Origin of the sequence: Bacillus cereus group sp. BfR-BA-01350, assembly GCF_022663775.1 — a bacterium.
Lineage (GTDB): Bacteria > Bacillota > Bacilli > Bacillales > Bacillaceae_G > Bacillus_A > Bacillus_A paranthracis.
In genome coordinates, this window is record NZ_JAKUGD010000008.1 from 108,201 (window position 1) to 125,427 (window position 17,227).

Here is a 17,227-nt window from a genome sequence, read left to right on the forward strand (position 1 = left end):
TTTAACATGAAAGGAATACTTGAAAGAACATTTAAATTAGGTTTACACGAAACATCACCAAAACAAGAAGTTTTAGCTGGAGTTACGTCATTTTTCACAATCGTATACATTATGATTGTAAATGCATCCATCTTATCCGATGCTGGCATTCCTCTTGAAGCTGGAATTTTAGCAACTGTTTTCAGTTCATTTGTCGGATGTCTGCTCATGGCATTTTGGGCAAATGCACCTGCTATTCTTGTCCCTGGTATGGGTGTAAATGCATTCTTCACGTACACTGCTGTCCATACGCTCGGATTAACTTGGCAGGAAGCATTAGCAGCTGTCTTCATCTCTGGTATTATTTTTGCAATTGCTGCGTTTACACCAATCGCTCGCGTGCTTTCCGTATCGATTCCAAAGTCATTAAAGGAAGCTATTACTGTTGGTATCGGATTGTTTTTAGCATTTATCGGATTGCAAAAAGGTGGTTTAGTCGTTTCGAATCCAAATACTGCTGTTGCAATGGGGAAATTAAGTAGCCCTGTCGTTCTTGCGACCGTGCTTACTCTTATCGTTGCACTCGTATTATTTATTCGTAACGTACGTGGAAACTTTTTATGGACGATTGCAATAGGAACTGGTATCGCATGGCTATTTGGTCTTGTGGATACAAGTCAAATTGGAAATAGTTCATTCTCATTCGCTAATTACGGCGATGTGTTTGGAGCTATGTCATTTGGCAAACTCTCTTCCTTACCGTTTTGGATTGCAACATTCTCCTTAAGCATGGTGCTTATTTTTGAGAACATGGGACTTCTGCACGGTTTATTAGAAGATGACCGTAAATTCCCACGTGCTTACCAAGCCAATGCAATTTCAGCAATGACATGTGGTCTATTTGGCACAAGCCCTACCGTATCAACAGTAGAGAGTGCCGCAGGTATTACTGCAGGCGGAAAGACAGGTCTGACGTCTATCGTTACAGGGTTGTTATTCTTTGCATCACTGTTTGCACTTCCGTTTGTCAAACTAATTCCTGATAGTGCCATTGCACCAATCTTAATTATTATTGGCGGCCTGATGATTACAAGCATTCAACAAATTCCTCTGAACGATTTTTCAGAAGGATTTCCAGCGTTCTTAATTATCGTCATGATCCCGCTCACATATAGTATCGCTGATGGCATTGCGTTCGGATTTATTGCTTATCCTATCTTAAAAGTTGCTCTTGGAAAGCGTAAAGAAGTCGCACCGTCTATGTATATCATTACATGCTTATTCTTAGCCATGTTCGTATTACATGCTATTGGTTAAGTAAAAACACCGAGGAATTTTCCCTCGGTGTTTTTTACTTAAACCATCCTTTTTTATAAAACCAAACCATCATGCCACCGCCAATTAAAGCCATGATAAGTAAACAAATAAAATAACTATATTGTCCACCAAGCTCTGGCATATGCTCAAAGTTCATTCCGTATACTCCCGCAATAAATGTTAATGGCATGAAAATAGTCGAGAATACAGTTAATGTTTTCATAATGTTATTCATATGATGCGAGTTTAATGAAAAATAGCTATCTCGAATATCTGCTGTTAACTCCCGGCTTGCTTCAATCATTTCGGTCAGTTTAAGCAAATGATCATGTATATCTTTAAAATAAATTTCATGATCACTTATACCGTAAAAACGAGTCGAATTTAAAATACGATACAATAAATCACGCATCGGAATAATTGTACGTCTTAACTTCGATAAATCTGCACGTATATCAAATACTTCTTCTAGTACACTTCCTGCCGTTTCACCCGTTAAATTATCATCAATTGCATTTAAATGATCCTCAATGTAATATACAGGCGCAAAATAGTCATCTACAATTTGATCGATAATTGTATGCGCTACGTGCAGGGGACTATTTTTAATACGCTTCTTTTCTCCAAGCGTTTTCCATACTCTTTCAATTGCATTGTTATGAGAAAAGTGGAAAGAAACAATATAACGATCACTAATAAATAAATCAATCTCGTGCGGTTCTAATCCATCCTCACCAAATGCATGAAGAACTAAAAAGTTATATCCATCATAAAAATCAACTTTTGGCCTCTGTACATATTCTATGCAGTCTTCAATTGCAAGGGGATGGAACTTAAAATGATCTTGCAAAATGTATGTATACTCTTCTTTCGTTGGCTTATATAAATCTAGCCAATACCATACAATATGGTCTTTCTTTGTTTCCTCTAGCGAAACATCATATAATACTTCATCTGTTTTTGTTATTGCACAAATTCTAATCATATTTTCACCCATTATTATTATAAACAAAAAATAGTAAAAAAAGCCAAGGAGAAATACTCCCTGGCCCTTCTTTATTATTCAGTAACGATGCCGTGCACTAATGTTGGTGCATCTACATGCTCTTTAGAGATCTTCATGTTCTCATAAATTTTTGCTTTTACGTCTTCTACATTTTCACGGTTTGCGTAAATGGTAACAAGGGATTCACCTTTTTTCACGCTGTCCCCTACTTTTTTACGAAGCATTAAGCCAACTGCTAAATCAATTTCAGATTCCTTCGTCGCACGTCCTGCTCCTAAAAGCATTGCTGCTGTTCCGATTTCATCCGCAACGATTTCTGATACATAACCGTCTTCCTTCGCTTCCACTTCAATTTTAAATTGTGCTTGTGGTAATTTAGAAGGATCATCAACAACAGATGCATCGCCGCCTTGCGCTGATAAGAACGTTTTAAATGATTCTAGCGCCTTACCGTTGTTCATTACTTCAATTAATTTCTCACGTGCATCTTCTAGAGATGAAGCTTGTCCAGCAAGGTATACCATTTGACTTCCAAGCGTTAAACATAACTCTTCTAAATCTTTCGGTCCTTTACCTTGTAATGTATCAATTGCTTCTTGTACTTCAAGTGCGTTACCAATAGCCTCACCAAGTGGTTGACTCATATCAGAAATAACAGCCATCGTATTACGACCAACGTTATTACCAATGCGCACCATTGCTTCTGCTAAACGTTTTGCATCTTCATCTGTTTTCATAAATGCACCTGCTCCAGTTTTTACATCAAGAACAATTGCATCTGCACCAGCAGCAATTTTTTTACTCATAATTGAGCTTGCAATAAGCGGAATTGAGTTTACTGTTGCCGTTACATCACGAAGTGCATACAATTTTTTATCCGCAGGTGTTAAGTTTCCACTTTGACCAATAACTGCGATTTTATTTTCATTTACAAGACGCATGAATTCATCATTTTCGATTTCAACATGGAATCCTGGAACTGCTTCTAATTTATCAATTGTACCACCAGTATGTCCTAAACCACGTCCAGACATTTTTGCAACCGGTACACCTAAAGCGGCTACTAATGGACCTAATACAAGTGTTGTTGTATCACCAACGCCACCTGTCGAATGCTTATCTACTTTTACTCCTTCAATAGCTGATAAGTCGATTGTATCACCGCTATTTACCATTGCCATCGTTAAATCTGCACGTTCTTGATCGTTCATATCTTGGAAGAAAATTGCCATTGCAAGTGAACTTACTTGATAATCAGGAATATCACCATTTGTATATCCTTCAACAATAAAGTTAATTTCTTCTGTCGTTAATGCATGTCCGTCACGTTTTTTTGCAATTAGGTCCACCATTCTCATTGTGAGGTCACCCCTTCATTTGTTTTACGATTGCTTTTACTAATGCTAAGAAGTTAGCTTTAACACGTTCTGTCGTTTCGATTACTTCATCGTGGTGAAGTGGCTGATCTAAAATACCAGCTGCCATATTTGAAATACAAGAAATACCAAGTACTTTCATACCAGCGTGACGCGCTACAATTACTTCAGGTACTGTTGACATACCAACTGCATCTCCACCAAGTGTACGAAGCATACGAATTTCAGCAGGTGTTTCATATACAGGACCTGTCATTCCAACGTATACGCCTTCTTGTACTTTAATATTTAAGTCTGCTGCAACTTGTTTCGCCATTTCGCGAAGCTCTACTGTATATGATGTAGACATATCAGGGAAACGTACACCCATTTCAGAATCATTTGGTCCGATTAATGGATTTGTGCCCATGAAGTTAATGTGGTCTGAAATTAACATAAGATCGCCTGGTTCGAATGATGTATTTACACCACCAGCTGCATTTGTTACAACAACTGTTTCTACTCCTAGTTCTTTCATAACACGAACTGGGAATGTTACTTTTTGCATATCGTATCCTTCATAGAAGTGGAAACGTCCTTGCATTGCTACTACTGTTACACCTTGAAGTGTACCGAATACTAGTTGACCAGCATGGCCTTCTACAGTTGAAACTGGGAATTCAGGGATTTCACTGTAAGGTACTGTTACTGCGTTCTCGATTTCATCTGCTAATACACCTAGTCCAGATCCAAGGATTAGTCCTACTTGTGGTGTCTCTTGAAATTTCTCTTTTAAGTATGAAGCTGATTTTGTAATAAGTTCACGATTCATTTGTTTATCCCCCTATTTCTTTAGCTCGTTTAAGAAGCTTGTTCCGTATTCTGGCATTTTCACACCGAAGTTTTCTGCTACAGTTGCACCAATATCAGCAAATGTTTGACGAAGTGGTAATTCTTGTCCGCCTTCTTTCATGCTTGGGCTATATGCTAATAACGGTACATATTCACGTGTATGATCAGTACCATGATGAACTGGGTCATTACCGTGGTCTGCTGTAATTAATAATAGATCATCTTCTTTTAGTTTTTCGAATACTTCTGGAAGACGTGCATCATATTCTTGCAGAGCTTCTCCGTATCCTTGTGGGTCACGACGGTGACCGAATAGCGCATCAAAGTCAACTAAGTTTAAGAAGCTAAGACCTGTAAAGTCCATATTTAATGTATCTACAAGCTTATCCATTCCATCCATGTTAGACTTCGTACGAAGTGATTCAGTTACCCCTTCACCATCATAGATGTCAGAGATTTTACCGATAGCAATCACATCATAATCACTATCTTTTAATTCATTCATTACTGTACGGCCGAATGGTTTTAATGCATAGTCATGACGGTTTGGTGTACGTGTAAAGTTTCCAGGCTCACCAACGAATGGACGAGCAATAACACGGCCTACCATGTACTTCTCATCTAACGTTAATTCACGTGCAATTTTACAAATTTTATATAACTCATCAAGCGGCACTACTTCTTCGTGTGCTGCGATTTGTAGTACGCTATCAGCAGAAGTGTAAACAATTAAAGAGCCTGTTTCCATTTGTTCTTGACCAAGTTCATCAAGAATTTCAGTTCCAGAAGCTGGTTTATTACCGATGATTTTACGGCCTGTTTTTTCTTCTAATTCATCAAGTAATTCTTTTGGGAAACCTTCTGGGAACACTTGGAATGGTGTATCAATGTAAAGACCCATGATTTCCCAGTGTCCTGTCATTGTATCTTTACCAGTAGATTTCTCTTGCATTTTTGTATAATATCCAAGTGGTTTTTCTACTTTAGAGATGCCTTTCATTTCACGAATGTTACCAAGACCTAATTTCACCATGTTAGGCATTTGTAACCCATTCATATGTTCAGCAATGTGACCAATTGTGTCAGATCCTAAATCACCAAATTGTTCAGCATCTGGTGCTTCACCGATTCCAACAGAGTCCATTACGACTAGGAATATACGTTTATATTTATTCATAACTGCGACCTCCTATAAGTTCAGTTCTACTTCTTGTAGTATGTTCAAAACGCTATAAAGTGAAACTGTTCTCCATAAGAATTATCTTTCGTTCTCATTATCAAACAGTACTTCTTTAAATCATTCTCTAACCTATTTCGTTTACCTTGAAACGACGCAAAAACATTTCTAGTTTTTTCTAAGTCAGATGTCAGACATCTGATACTGATATCATAACATGTTTACGCTTTCTTTTTAATACATTTTCGTAGAATTTCTCATTTTCTTCACACTTCTATTGTAATCCATTATGCACAGAAGTGCTAATCATTTTATGATTTATTTCTTCATATAAAGTGAAATTTTAATCAGTGGCGGTTTTGTTCTTTCCCATTAATCATTTTCAGAATAAAAATAAAAAAAGCAGCTCTCAAGAGCTACCTTTTTATTTTACTTCTACTGTTTCTTCTTTATGTTCATGCAATTCGCCTTTTTTAACATGAACTTTCACTTTGTAAGAACCCTTTTCTTTGAAAGTATGTTTCGTTTCATACTCCCCTTTATTTCCTTCTTTTGCTGGAATGAATTCGTGTTTTTCCACACCATCTTTCCAAATTTCAAGTTGTACTTCAGCACCAGTTAAAGCTTCTTCTTTTTGTTTTAAATGAACTTTCATTGTTGATTCAGCATTTGCTTTTATGTCACCAGCCATAAGGTGAATCATTGTATCGCTTTTATGATCGCCATGTCCTGCACCATGATCACTATTTTCTTTTTTCGCATCTTCTACTTTCGCATTTCCTACAGCCACTTTTACTTCTGGCATAACATGCATTTCACGCGCATTTGTGTGAGCGATAATATGGTATACGCCATCCGTCTCGAACATTTTCTCTACAGCATAAACACCTTTTCCTTTATGCTTACCTTCTAGCATCTCGTGCTTTTCGTCGCCAGCTTTCCAAATTTCAAACTTTACATCATCAGCATCTGTTACCTTTTCTTTTCCTTGTGTAACAAGTGCTTGTACTTCTGTTTTTTCACCAGGTTTAATTTCTTTCGGATTTGTTTGAACTGCTACTTTTACAGCTTCTAGTTTCTGTTCTTTTTTCGGTTCTTCTTTGTTTGTATTACAGCCAGCCAATGCTAGCATCGCGATAAATAAAGTCATAATAAGTTTTTTCATCATCATTTCCTCCTTCATACTTTATTTAGTATAGAGGAAATACATTGTAATATTCTAGTCTTCTGCTGAAAACAATGTACGAAATGTTTGTGAAGTTTCTGTGAAGTGCTATAGCCTTTTGAATCTATGAAAAAAGAGCATAGTACCTATGCTCTCGGATGAAACTGTTTATATACATCTTTTAATCTAGTTTTTGAAACATGCGTATAAATTTGTGTCGTTGAAATATCTGCATGTCCAAGCATTTCTTGCACAGCACGTAAGTCTGCTCCATTTTCTAATAAATGCGTAGCAAAAGAATGACGCAACGTATGAGGTGTAAGCTCTTTTTCAATATTTGCTTCTTTCGCTAATCGTTTTAAAATTTTCCAAAATCCTTGTCTTGATAATCGATTGCCATGATGGTTTAAAAAGAGTGCATCTACTACTTTTTTCCCCATCAATTCTCTTCTTCCCTTTTCAATATACTTTTGAATCGCTTCCGTCGCTAAACTTCCTAGTGGAATAATTCTTTCTTTATTCCCTTTCCCTATGCATCGAACAAATCCCATCGTTAAATGTACATCTTCTAAATTTAATGCAATTAATTCTGAAACACGAAGCCCTGTTGCATACAATAACTCTAGCATCGCTTTATCACGAACCCCAAAAGCGCTCGTCATTTTTGGTGTCTGCAGTAACGCCTCTACTTCATCAACTGACAATACTTTCGGTAATTTCCGTTCTCCTTGCGGCGTTTCAATATGTACGGATGGATCGTGCTCTACCGCTCGTTCACGAAGTAAAAATTGGTGAAACGAACGAATCGATGCAATATGACGTGCTAATGTTTTCGAAGATTTTCCGTTTTCTTTTAAGTGCTGCAGAAAGTTAACAATGTGCAAGCGTGTCACTTCGTGAAAGCTTTTCGCTTGTTCTACATTTTGCAAATACTTTACATAACTTTTTAAATCACGTTCATAAGATACTACTGTATTTTTCGCTAGTCCTTTTTCAACAACCATATAATGAATAAAATCTTTTAATTGATCTTCCAATCTACACTACTCCCCATTTTCATAGAAAAACATCATTCTATTTACGAAAGCATCCTTTGCCGGCTCTTCATTCCCTGATACTTTTTCTACAGTCTCTTCTTTTGGCTTTTCATAACGATGATAGCTTTCATATTCTTCATTTATCCATAGTATAGCGAAATAAAACAAAATCGTACAACTTGTAAATAATAAAAATACTTTTATCCCATCAAAAGTTAATTTTAAAGCTCGGCGCATTGTAAATTCCTCCAAAATATAAGTTATTACAACATATGCCAAGCTTTCACCAATTTATACCTTATTCAAATAAAAAACCTCTTCCTAGTTAAATAGGAAAAGGTTATTTTTCATCCGTTTCATTTTCTTGACAATTTTTACAAATCCCATGGAATGTTAAACGATGATCCTTCACCTTAAAGCTCCAGTCATGTTCTACTTTCCTTTCCACTTCACCAAGTAAATCTTCTTGTATTTCTTGTACAGCACCACATTGTGTACAAATCAAATGATGGTGGAAACGCTGCGCACCTTCTTGGCGTAAGTCATAGCGTGAAACACCGTCTCCGAAGTTAATCTTATCGACAACTTTTAACTCAGATAATAGTTCTAAAGTTCGATAGACGGTTGCTAATCCGATCTCTGGCGACTTTTCTTTTACAAGGAGGTAAACATCTTCTGCGCTTAAATGATCTTCTTCATTTTCTAGCAGCACACGAACTGTTGCTTCACGTTGCGGTGTTAATTTGTAGCTCGCTGCATGTAATTGCTTCTTAATTCGTTCAATTCTTTCTTCCATTCGGTACTACTCCCTCCTCGCCACTCTTACACCATTATATCAGAAGAAGGGCTTCTGTCAAAAGAAAAACAATAAAAACAAATTGATAATTATTCTCATAAAGTATTTATTGTTTATTAATAGCCTCAACGACTTCTTTCATTAAAACTGGTGATGCATAAGCCTCTACACTAGAAGCAAGAGCTAACACCGCTCCAATTACAAGAAAGAAGCATGTATAACGGATCAATAATGGTAATAGCGGCTCAGTTATTTTTCGGATAAATTGATGCCTAATCATGCGTAAGGAAAAACTTGCGGCAATTGTTGTCATAACGAGAAATACTGGGATGATAATGAGATTTTGTGGCAATACAGAAACGAATGCTAATAATAATCCATTCCATCCATGCTGACTTACTAAGAAACCTACTGTAAATCCGACAACTACTCCTTTTGCAAATAATAAAATAAAAATGAGTGGCAATCCAATAATTGAAATCCCTAAAATCCAAATAAATCCAATGTATTTTAATTGTGAAAAGTAACTTTCTCGAAACATTTCGCCTGCAATAGCAAATTCTCCTTTAGAAACTTGTCCAAAAAAACGTTGCAAATAAAATGATAAATCTTGTTTTTGATTTAATTGTAAACTATTTACAAGAATCGCTCCAAATATTACTCCCATCAATAACAAAACAGCGTTAAATATATATAATGAAGAGTTTTCCTGTATGTGAGACATTACACGGTCTTGCCAAGTTTTTCTCCACATTTTTCTTCCCTCCGTTCACACTCTTACTAAAAATGTATGAAAGAAAGAAAAAAGTATGACGAATTAACATTGAAATTCCGCTCTACTTTGCTAAACTAAAAAGTAGAGAATAGGAGGGATTTCTCTTGAAACCATTATTATTAGATTTTCCAACATTATTTCAAACTGAACGCTTACAGGTTCGTAAGCCATTTCCAGGTGATGGTGCAGAAGTGTATGAAGCAATACAAGCTTCTCTAGAAGACTTAGTACCGTGGATGCCAATTAATGCTGAAACAGAAGAAAGTGCTGAAGAAATCGTTCGTAACGCTCACGGACAGTTTTTACTTCGTGAAACACTTGATTTTCACTTATACGATAAAGTATCTGGTACATTCATCGGAGCTATAACGCTCAACCCTGAAAACTGGGATATTCCAAAGTTTTCACTTCACTTCTGGCTACATAGCGCTTATACAAAACAAGGCTATATGACCGAAGCTGTGAAAGGTGCCATTCAATTTGCCTTTGATAAGCTAAGCGCTCGAAGAATTGAAATTCGTATTGATGCAACAAATACAAATGCATGTAACTTAGCAGAACGTTTAGAATTTATTCTAGAAGGTACAATGGAAAATGATTTCATAGCACCAGATGGTAGCTTACGTGATGCACGCGTATATGCAAAAATTAATTAAAAACACTCGCCTTTGGCGAGTGTTTATTTTTGTAGTTGTAAATATTGTACTGCAAACATCGTCTTCGCATCGTGAATACGAAGATCTTTCATAAGAGTAGTTGCTTCTTCTAATGATACTTCCATTAATTCCACAAACTCATCTTCATCTAACGCAGCTTTATTTTCTTTTTTCGTCAAACCTGTCGCTTTATATACATATAAAATTTCATCTGCAAATCCTGGAGATGTATAGAAAGAAGTAATAAGCTCCATATTTTCACATACATAACCTGTTTCCTCTTCTAATTCACGAACTGCTGTCACCTCAGGTTTTTCACCAGGTTCTAACTTGCCAGCCGGAATTTCTATAATCGCCTTTTCAAGCGCTTTACGATACTGCTCAACAAGTACAATTTTCCCCTCATCAGTAATAGCAATAATAGCAACTGCACCAGGGTGATTTACAATTTCACGTTTACTCATTGCTCCATTTGGTAATACTACATCATCAACACGAACTTTTATAACTCTACCATCAAAAATCGGCTCAGTTTTTACTGTTCTCTCTGCAAGATTACTCATACTACTTCATCTCCCTGTTCTATTTCCTATTCTTTCCTCATACATTTTACCACATTGAAAGGAGCGTGATAGAAATGAAAGTTTATATTTTACCAAATCGCGTCACTTTAGTCGGAAAAGCATGGCAAATTCGCCATAAGCTAAAACAATATGGCAAAGAGTATACAACTGTACAAGAGTGGATTACAGCAACTAAAAAGTAAACGTTTGTCAACCTCTTTTCCCTTGCGTACAATAAGAATAAGGAGAAGGAGGTTGAACTATGAAAAAACGTCAATTAGGAAACTCAGATTTATTTGTGACAGAAATGGGACTTGGCTGTATGTCCCTCGGTACATCTGAAAAAGAAGCCCTACGTATTATTCATGAAGCAATCGATTTAGGAATCAATTTTTTTGATACAGCGGATTTATATGATTATGGATTAAACGAAGAATTTGTTGGAAAAGCCTTAAAAGGAAAACGAGACCAAATTATCCTTACAACGAAGGTTGGGAATCGATGGACAGAAGAAAAAAACGGCTGGTCTTGGGATCCTTCTAAAAATTACATAAAGGCTGAAGTGAAAGAAAGTTTACGTAGACTTCAAACTGATTATATTGATCTTTATCAACTTCACGGCGGGACGATTGAAGATCCTATAGATGAAGTAATTGAAGCCTTTGAAGAATTGAAAAAAGAAGGTATCATTCGCTATTACGGTATTTCTTCTATACGTCCAAATGTCATCCGTGAATATGCACAGCGTTCAAATATCGTTAGTGTTCTAATGGAATATAGCCTTTTGAATCGTCGCCCTGAAGAATGGTTCCAGCTTCTTAATGAACATCAAATTAGCGTCATTGCTCGCGGACCACTTGCGAAAGGAATATTAACTGATAACAATACAAGAAAGATAGAAAGAGTAAAAGAAAAAGATTACCTTTCTTATTCTTACGATGAATTATATGCGACGCTTGCGAATGTAAAAGAAATAATTGGAGAAAACTCCTTAACTGGAACAGCTATTCAATATTGCTTACATAACGAAACTGTTGCAGCTGTTATACCTGGTGCAAGCTCTATTGGGCAATTGCAAGAAAATGTACAAGCTAGTAAACAAACACAGTTAACAACAGCAGAATATACACAGCTTCAGCAAATTGTGAAATGTGATACGTACGCATTACACCGATAAAAAGACGCTACCATACTGGTAGCGTCTTTTTATAACGTATCATATTTATCAGGATTCGTTCCTACATGTAAATTACGATTTAACGTATTAATTTGAGTCATCTCTTCTTCTGTTAATGAAAAGTCAAAGATAGAAAAATTCTCCTGAATGCGAGATGGTGTAACAGATTTCGGAATCGTCACTACCCCGCTTTGAATATCCCATCTTAATATAACTTGCGCAGATGTTTTTTCATATTTAGTAGCAATAGCCTGAATAATCGGATGCTGAAATACTTCGCCGCCTCTCATTAATGGGCTCCATGCTTCCATTTGAATTTGCTCACCTTGACAGAAATTACGCAATTCAAATTGTGTTAACATCGGATGAAGTTCCACTTGGTTTACCATCGGCTTTACTTTACAATTTGGTAATAGCAGTTCTAAATGATGTTTATGGAAATTAGAAACGCCAATCGCGCGCACTTTACCTTCTTCATACAGTTTTTCTAACGCTCGGTACGTATCAACATACTTCCCTCTTATTGGCCAATGTATTAAATATAGATCTACATAGTCCATTTGTAATTTTTTTAAGCTTTTCTCAAACGCCTCAAGTGTTTCCTCGTATCCTTGATCGTCATTCCAAACTTTTGTTGTAATAAAAATGTCTTCTCTTGGAATCCCTGATTCACGAACCGCTTCTCCGACACCGCTTTCATTTTCATATACAGTTGCTGTATCAATCGAACGGTATCCAACTTCTAACGCTGTTTTTACTGCTCGTTTTACTTCGTCGCCTTCTTTCGCTTTATAAACACCTAAACCAATCATCGGCATTTTTACGCCATTATGAAGTGTAGTTGTTGGAATGTGCACAGTCGTCTCCCTTTCATTATTACATTTTTTTATAAGCCACCACTTTATTTGAACAAGATTCAACCAAAAAGTCAAAACATACGTACAGTTTACATAATAAATTTATACACATTCATCAATAATACGAATTCATTCATTCACGTTATTTTCTATCCATTTCTTCGCTTTTTCATCAATATTACGTACGAACTCAGTTTTCCCTTCCGAATATAACGCACCATCATATGTATACTTTTCAGCTAATTCTGTCTTTAAAGTTGCATATGCCTCAGCTTCTTCACAATGAGCCATCATATAATCACGAAATGCTAAATGCCTTACTATCTCAGGATCTCCTTTTTCAAACACATGTAAGTGATACGAACGTTTTTCCTCCGTTCCATGAATAAAATAGCGGCGTCTTGAAATACCATTCTCCCCTTTTGCGATGTAACCAAGCTTTTCAAAACATTCATTCCAATGATCTACTCTGTCGATACTCTCCACTTCCATAATCATATCTATAATTGGTTTAGCTGCCAGTCCCGGCACTGACGTACTTCCAATATGATGCATTTTCACCGTTTCTGGCATCGCTGCTTTTAATCTTTCAGCCTCTATTTGAAATTTTTCCCCCCAATGATTTTCATGCGGAACAACTACAATTTTTCTCATTCTAACTCCCCTTTTCTTACAAGCTCGTCAAAAAAATGATCAGCGTTATTTCACTGATCATTTTTGTTATTATTTAAAGTCTTTCCAAGTAAGGTTACTTTCACTTAACAGTTCTTCAAATGATTTATTCTTTTCACGTTCTTTTTGTTCTTGACGCTTTCTTTCCAGTTCTGCTGCCTCTTTTTTCTCTTCTCTCACTTGCAACTCTCTTTTCTTATTCTTTAATTGCTGCATAAGTGAATCATTTAATTGATCACCTAATGTAAGAGATTCTTTCTTTGGTTGATTCACTTGCGATTGTCTTTGCATTTGTCTTTGTTTCTTTTTCTTCATGCTGCTCACCTTTTACTTTTTTCTCCATTATAGTAGATACACCATGAAATCGACAACAAAAAGGAGCGTTACTCTATTATTCACTCTTTGTAAATATGTTAATTTTTCGAAAAAACTAAATTTTTATATAGATATAATCCTATGAATCTATTAAAATTATGTCGTATGATGTCAGATTATAAAAAAAAGGAGAATTATATTATGTGGAAGAAAATTATTCCTACTGTTGCCGTTTTAAGTACCATTACTTTTTCAAGCGTATTTGCCGCTCCCCCATCTCAGACTCCAGCTGAACAAAACCGCTACATAGACGTACAAATTCTTGGTATTAATGATTTCCATGGACAACTAGATACTGTTAAAAAAATTAATAACAAAGAAGCTGGTGGCGCTGATTACTTAGCTACTTATTTAAAAGAACGTAAAAAGCAAAATCCTAATACACTTCTCGTACATGCTGGCGATATTGTCGGAGCTAGTCCACCAGTTTCAGCGTTGTTACAGGACGAACCAACGATTGAATTTTTAAATGACTTAAAGTTTGATGTTGGTACAATTGGAAATCACGAATTTGATGAAGGTATCGATGAAATGAAACGCCTCATTTACGGTGGATATCACGAAAAAACAGGCAATTTCAAAGGAGCTAACTTCCCTTATGTCGCTGCAAACTTCTATAATAAATCCACTGGTCGCTTATTTTTACCGCCATTTACTGTAAAAATGGTAAACGGTGTGCCTATAGGATTCATTGGCGTCGTTACAACTGATACACCAAATGTCGTGATGCCTACTATGCTTAAAAATGTAGAAATCACTGACGAGGTAGAGGCAATTAATAAATCAGCGCAACAATTAAAACGTCTTGGTGTTAAATCCATTATTGTCCTTGCTCATGTCGGTGGAACAACAGATGAGTCTGGTGTGACAAATGGAGACCTTACTCGAATTGCAAATGAAACAGATCCGGAAGTTGATGTTATTTTTGGTGGGCATAGTCATACGTATGTAAATGGTACTGTAAATAATAAACTAATCGTCCAAGCGAACTCTTACGGAATGGCTTTCTCAGATGTAGATGTAACAATTGATCGTAAAACAAAAGATATTGTAAAGAAAAAAGCTGAAGTTGTTACAACATACCATGAAGGTGTAGAACCTGATAAACAAGTAAAGAAAAAACTAGATCAATATAAAGAAAAAATTGCACCGCTTGTAAATGAAGTTGTCGGAAAATCTACAGCACCTATCGACCGTAAACAAAACGATGCTGGTGAGTCCACTCTTGGAAATTTAGTTGCCGATGCCCAGCGCCAAACGATGCAAACTCAAATCGCACTTATGAATCCGGGCGGCATTCGTAATGACTTAGATGCTGGCGATATTACATGGGGCGAATTATACGGCATTCAGCCTTTTGGAAACCAATTAATTAAAGTAGATTTAACAGGTCAAGATATTCGCGACATTTTAAATCAACAATGGCAAAAAGGAACGACGAGAATGCTTCAAATTTCAGGTATTCAATATACGTGGGATGCAAATAAACCCAACGGTGAAAAAGTTACAAATATACGTTTAACAAACGGTGAAGAATTATCTCCATCTAAAACGTATAGCGTAGTGGCAAATGCCTTTTTAGCTTCTGGCGGTGATGGATTTGTATCATTTAAAAATGGTAAAAATCCAGAGACTGGTCCAAACGACTTTGAAGCGCTAGTCGATTACGTAAAACAATTAAAAGAACCTATTCAGCCAATTATCGATGGTAGAATTCAAAAAACAAATTAAGTACACTCATAGATAAACAATATTAATTTTTCATCGTAAAAGATATACACATAAACCTTTTATCCGTCATATATGTGAAACCTAAAAAGGATACTCGTTCTTACAATGAACATAGTATCCTTTTCTTTATTTATCAATATGTGATGTGTTGTTAAAATCATATTGTTGTAAAAATTGTTGTAACGCCTCTTCTACAAGTTTAGATTTTTGAATTCCTTTCGATTCTGATATAACGTCTAGTTTTGCTAATATTTCTTTATTAATAGAAAAGGTACGTTTCTTTTTTTCTGTACTTATATTCATCATGGGCGCAATTACTTCTTCTTTCTTTCTTAATAACTCATAAATACTTTGTAATTGTTCATAAATTAATAGTTGATAATCCGTTTTCGCATATTGAAGGGCTGTCGCTTCTTGGAGTTGTAAGTGACGCGGTTCTTCTCCATCTCCTACAAAAATACGCTTTTTCTGTTCTCCATCATATTCGTATCCAATCAATCTTAATTTCTTCGATAATGTATACGGGCTTATTTCAAGACGTTTTGCTATAATAGCGATGGATTCACGCCTATTTAAACAATCGATAATTTCTCCAATCGTCACAATTTCCCTCCTCCCATATTGAAATGACACTAGTATGGTATGTTACAATGATTTTCTAACAGTATATGCAAAACGAATAGCCTGTGCGATTCATACGATTTTAGAAAAGGAGGTTTTCAATATGCTTTTTCGTAGCAATACCCCGCAGTTCTATAATGAAAATAAAAAACTCATTCCTAATAGTATCGCTACGATGGAAAGCGTTATGATTAACAACCGAAAACAAACTCTCCTTATGCGCGGGCAAAACGTAGAGCAGCCTATTTTATTATGCTGTCACGGTGGACCAGGCATGGCACAAATCGGATTTATTCGTCATTTTCAAAAAGAATTGGAGAAACACTTCATCGTAATTAATTGGGATCAGCGCGGGGCAGGTAAATCCTTTTCAATGAAAGATTTCGGAGCAAATTTTACAATCAAACAATTCATTTCCGATGCAAAAGAAGTGATTCAATATGTACTTAAAAAGTTCAATAAACAGAAACTATTTCTCGCTGGTCATTCTTGGGGAAGTATTATCGGGCTTAACATAGCACACCATTATCCACAATATATCGAGGCTTATATCGGTATTGGGCAAATTGTACATATGAAACAAAACGAGGAATTACTATATCAGCATTTAATTCGTTCTGCAAAAAAATATAATCATAAAAAAGCATTAGCGTCCCTTTTAAAATTAGGAAAACCGCCATTTTTAGATACGAGACGCCTTATTATTCAAAGAAAATGGCTTGGCACATTCGGAGGAGCAATCCAAAACGGATCTTCCTTTTCGTTCATACGAAAAGGCTTCTTTTCCCCTGAATATACGCTATTAGATTGGTTCAAGTTTCTCGCAGGGAATTTAAAATCTGGCGTTTTATGGGAAGAAATGTTGACAATCGATTTCTTTTCTTCTATTACGAGTTTATCTATTCCAGTTTATTTTTGTTCTGGTCGCTATGATTATCAAACTCCTTATGCACTCGTTCAGGAATATTGTGATGTAATAGAAGCACCGATAAAAAAGATGATTTGGTTCCCAAATTCAGCACATTCTCCCGATTTAGAAGAGCCAGAATTATTCGCTCGTTCTTTACAATCCATTAAACAAGAGCTAGCTTTTCACCATTAGTAACAAAAGGCTCT

The 17,227-nt window shown here is 36.1% G+C and carries 20 protein-coding genes; 6 read left to right on the forward strand and 14 right to left on the reverse strand.

Going from position 1 to position 17,227, the window contains the following annotated elements:
- Nucleotides 1-6 precede the first annotated feature (6 nt).
- Nucleotides 7-1,296: an NCS2 family permease gene (locus MR147_RS17990; protein ID WP_000676253.1), complete on the forward strand. Its 1,290-nt coding sequence runs from the start codon at nucleotides 7-9 to the stop codon at nucleotides 1,294-1,296.
- 34 nt (nucleotides 1,297-1,330) lie between these two features.
- Here the strand turns inward: MR147_RS17990 and corA are convergent, their stop codons facing one another.
- The 9 genes from corA to spoIIM form a co-directional block, all read right to left on the reverse strand.
- Nucleotides 1,331-2,293: a magnesium/cobalt transporter CorA gene (corA, locus tag MR147_RS17995; protein WP_139302727.1), complete on the reverse strand. Its 963-nt coding sequence runs from the start codon at nucleotides 2,291-2,293 to the stop codon at nucleotides 1,331-1,333.
- 62 nt (nucleotides 2,294-2,355) lie between these two features.
- Nucleotides 2,356-3,660 (reverse strand): pyrimidine-nucleoside phosphorylase, encoded by a 1,305-nt coding sequence (locus MR147_RS18000; protein ID WP_001243079.1) that lies wholly within the window; start codon nucleotides 3,658-3,660, stop codon nucleotides 2,356-2,358.
- Between the two features lie 7 nt (nucleotides 3,661-3,667).
- Nucleotides 3,668-4,489, reverse strand: a complete 822-nt coding sequence (locus MR147_RS18005; protein ID WP_001078446.1) for a purine-nucleoside phosphorylase — start codon at nucleotides 4,487-4,489, stop codon at nucleotides 3,668-3,670.
- A gap of 12 nt (nucleotides 4,490-4,501) precedes the next feature.
- Nucleotides 4,502-5,686 (reverse strand): phosphopentomutase, encoded by a 1,185-nt coding sequence (gene deoB / locus MR147_RS18010; RefSeq protein WP_001046083.1) that lies wholly within the window; start codon nucleotides 5,684-5,686, stop codon nucleotides 4,502-4,504.
- 424 nt (nucleotides 5,687-6,110) lie between these two features.
- Entirely contained in the window at nucleotides 6,111-6,854 is a 744-nt protein-coding gene (locus tag MR147_RS18015) for a FixH family protein (RefSeq protein WP_139302728.1), read from the reverse strand.
- A 143-nt stretch (nucleotides 6,855-6,997) separates the two neighbouring features.
- Nucleotides 6,998-7,888: a site-specific tyrosine recombinase XerD gene (gene xerD / locus MR147_RS18020; protein WP_000390084.1), complete on the reverse strand. Its 891-nt coding sequence runs from the start codon at nucleotides 7,886-7,888 to the stop codon at nucleotides 6,998-7,000.
- A gap of 6 nt (nucleotides 7,889-7,894) precedes the next feature.
- On the reverse strand, nucleotides 7,895-8,125 hold the full coding sequence (locus MR147_RS18025) for a YqzK family protein (protein WP_001250432.1): 231 nt from the start codon (nucleotides 8,123-8,125) through the stop codon (nucleotides 7,895-7,897).
- 103 nt (nucleotides 8,126-8,228) lie between these two features.
- Nucleotides 8,229-8,684 (reverse strand): ferric iron uptake transcriptional regulator, encoded by a 456-nt coding sequence (gene fur, locus MR147_RS18030; protein WP_000392655.1) that lies wholly within the window; start codon nucleotides 8,682-8,684, stop codon nucleotides 8,229-8,231.
- Nucleotides 8,685-8,790: 106 nt separating this feature from the next.
- Nucleotides 8,791-9,408, reverse strand: a complete 618-nt coding sequence (gene spoIIM / locus MR147_RS18035; protein WP_223290733.1) for a stage II sporulation protein M — start codon at nucleotides 9,406-9,408, stop codon at nucleotides 8,791-8,793.
- 155 nt (nucleotides 9,409-9,563) lie between these two features.
- On the opposite strand from spoIIM, the gene MR147_RS18040 reads away from it, so the two are divergent.
- Complete coding sequence (locus MR147_RS18040) at nucleotides 9,564-10,115, forward strand: GNAT family N-acetyltransferase (protein WP_074606908.1); 552 nt, start codon at nucleotides 9,564-9,566, stop codon at nucleotides 10,113-10,115.
- Between the two features lie 23 nt (nucleotides 10,116-10,138).
- On the opposite strand, the gene MR147_RS18045 is transcribed toward MR147_RS18040, so the two are convergent.
- Entirely contained in the window at nucleotides 10,139-10,678 is a 540-nt protein-coding gene (locus tag MR147_RS18045) for an NUDIX hydrolase (RefSeq protein ID WP_000067038.1), read from the reverse strand.
- Nucleotides 10,679-10,752: 74 nt separating this feature from the next.
- On the opposite strand from MR147_RS18045, the gene mciZ reads away from it, so the two are divergent.
- A complete protein-coding gene (gene mciZ, locus MR147_RS18050) occupies nucleotides 10,753-10,881 on the forward strand; it encodes a Z-ring formation inhibitor MciZ (RefSeq protein WP_000870299.1) in 129 nt (42 codons plus the stop codon).
- A gap of 59 nt (nucleotides 10,882-10,940) precedes the next feature.
- Nucleotides 10,941-11,855, forward strand: coding sequence for an aldo/keto reductase (locus MR147_RS18055; protein ID WP_074606909.1), 915 nt, complete (start codon nucleotides 10,941-10,943; stop codon nucleotides 11,853-11,855).
- A gap of 29 nt (nucleotides 11,856-11,884) precedes the next feature.
- Here MR147_RS18055 and MR147_RS18060 read toward each other — a convergent pair whose 3' ends face one another.
- The 3 genes from MR147_RS18060 to MR147_RS18070 form a co-directional block, all read right to left on the reverse strand.
- Nucleotides 11,885-12,712: an aldo/keto reductase gene (locus MR147_RS18060; protein ID WP_000548014.1), complete on the reverse strand. Its 828-nt coding sequence runs from the start codon at nucleotides 12,710-12,712 to the stop codon at nucleotides 11,885-11,887.
- Nucleotides 12,713-12,841: 129 nt separating this feature from the next.
- Nucleotides 12,842-13,366, reverse strand: a complete 525-nt coding sequence (locus MR147_RS18065) for a GrpB family protein (RefSeq protein ID WP_074606911.1) — start codon at nucleotides 13,364-13,366, stop codon at nucleotides 12,842-12,844.
- 69 nt (nucleotides 13,367-13,435) lie between these two features.
- Nucleotides 13,436-13,699 (reverse strand): YqkE family protein, encoded by a 264-nt coding sequence (locus MR147_RS18070; RefSeq protein WP_074606913.1) that lies wholly within the window; start codon nucleotides 13,697-13,699, stop codon nucleotides 13,436-13,438.
- 201 nt (nucleotides 13,700-13,900) lie between these two features.
- Between MR147_RS18070 and MR147_RS18075 the strand changes: the two genes are divergently transcribed.
- Nucleotides 13,901-15,490, forward strand: a complete 1,590-nt coding sequence (locus MR147_RS18075) for a bifunctional metallophosphatase/5'-nucleotidase (RefSeq protein ID WP_242304611.1) — start codon at nucleotides 13,901-13,903, stop codon at nucleotides 15,488-15,490.
- 126 nt (nucleotides 15,491-15,616) lie between these two features.
- Here MR147_RS18075 and MR147_RS18080 read toward each other — a convergent pair whose 3' ends face one another.
- Nucleotides 15,617-16,093, reverse strand: a complete 477-nt coding sequence (locus MR147_RS18080; protein ID WP_000151910.1) for a ribbon-helix-helix domain-containing protein — start codon at nucleotides 16,091-16,093, stop codon at nucleotides 15,617-15,619.
- A gap of 121 nt (nucleotides 16,094-16,214) precedes the next feature.
- Here MR147_RS18080 and MR147_RS18085 point away from each other — a divergent pair, with 121 nt between their 5' ends.
- Nucleotides 16,215-17,213 carry an alpha/beta fold hydrolase gene (locus MR147_RS18085; protein ID WP_074606916.1) on the forward strand — a complete coding sequence of 333 codons (999 nt, stop codon included), beginning with the start codon at nucleotides 16,215-16,217 and terminating at the stop codon, nucleotides 17,211-17,213.
- The last annotated feature ends 14 nt before the right edge of the window (nucleotides 17,214-17,227 follow it).

Excerpts from the sequence above, each read along its gene's own strand:
- MR147_RS17990 (WP_000676253.1), top strand. The coding sequence starts at position 7 with ATGAAAGGAATACTTGAAAGAACATTTAAATTAGGTTTACACGAAACA.
- corA (WP_139302727.1), bottom strand. The coding sequence starts at position 2,293 with ATGGGTGAAAATATGATTAGAATTTGTGCAATAACAAAAACAGATGAA.
- MR147_RS18000 (WP_001243079.1), bottom strand. The coding sequence starts at position 3,660 with ATGAGAATGGTGGACCTAATTGCAAAAAAACGTGACGGACATGCATTA.
- MR147_RS18005 (WP_001078446.1), bottom strand. The coding sequence starts at position 4,489 with ATGAATCGTGAACTTATTACAAAATCAGCTTCATACTTAAAAGAGAAA.
- deoB (WP_001046083.1), bottom strand. The coding sequence starts at position 5,686 with ATGAATAAATATAAACGTATATTCCTAGTCGTAATGGACTCTGTTGGA.
- MR147_RS18015 (WP_139302728.1), bottom strand. The coding sequence starts at position 6,854 with ATGATGAAAAAACTTATTATGACTTTATTTATCGCGATGCTAGCATTG.
- MR147_RS18025 (WP_001250432.1), bottom strand. The coding sequence starts at position 8,125 with ATGCGCCGAGCTTTAAAATTAACTTTTGATGGGATAAAAGTATTTTTA.
- fur (WP_000392655.1), bottom strand. The coding sequence starts at position 8,684 with ATGGAAGAAAGAATTGAACGAATTAAGAAGCAATTACATGCAGCGAGC.
- spoIIM (WP_223290733.1), bottom strand. The coding sequence starts at position 9,408 with ATGTCTCACATACAGGAAAACTCTTCATTATATATATTTAACGCTGTT.
- MR147_RS18045 (WP_000067038.1), bottom strand. The coding sequence starts at position 10,678 with ATGAGTAATCTTGCAGAGAGAACAGTAAAAACTGAGCCGATTTTTGAT.
- mciZ (WP_000870299.1), top strand. The coding sequence starts at position 10,753 with ATGAAAGTTTATATTTTACCAAATCGCGTCACTTTAGTCGGAAAAGCA.
- MR147_RS18055 (WP_074606909.1), top strand. The coding sequence starts at position 10,941 with ATGAAAAAACGTCAATTAGGAAACTCAGATTTATTTGTGACAGAAATG.
- MR147_RS18065 (WP_074606911.1), bottom strand. The coding sequence starts at position 13,366 with ATGAGAAAAATTGTAGTTGTTCCGCATGAAAATCATTGGGGGGAAAAA.
- MR147_RS18070 (WP_074606913.1), bottom strand. The coding sequence starts at position 13,699 with ATGAAGAAAAAGAAACAAAGACAAATGCAAAGACAATCGCAAGTGAAT.
- MR147_RS18075 (WP_242304611.1), top strand. The coding sequence starts at position 13,901 with ATGTGGAAGAAAATTATTCCTACTGTTGCCGTTTTAAGTACCATTACT.
- MR147_RS18085 (WP_074606916.1), top strand. The coding sequence starts at position 16,215 with ATGCTTTTTCGTAGCAATACCCCGCAGTTCTATAATGAAAATAAAAAA.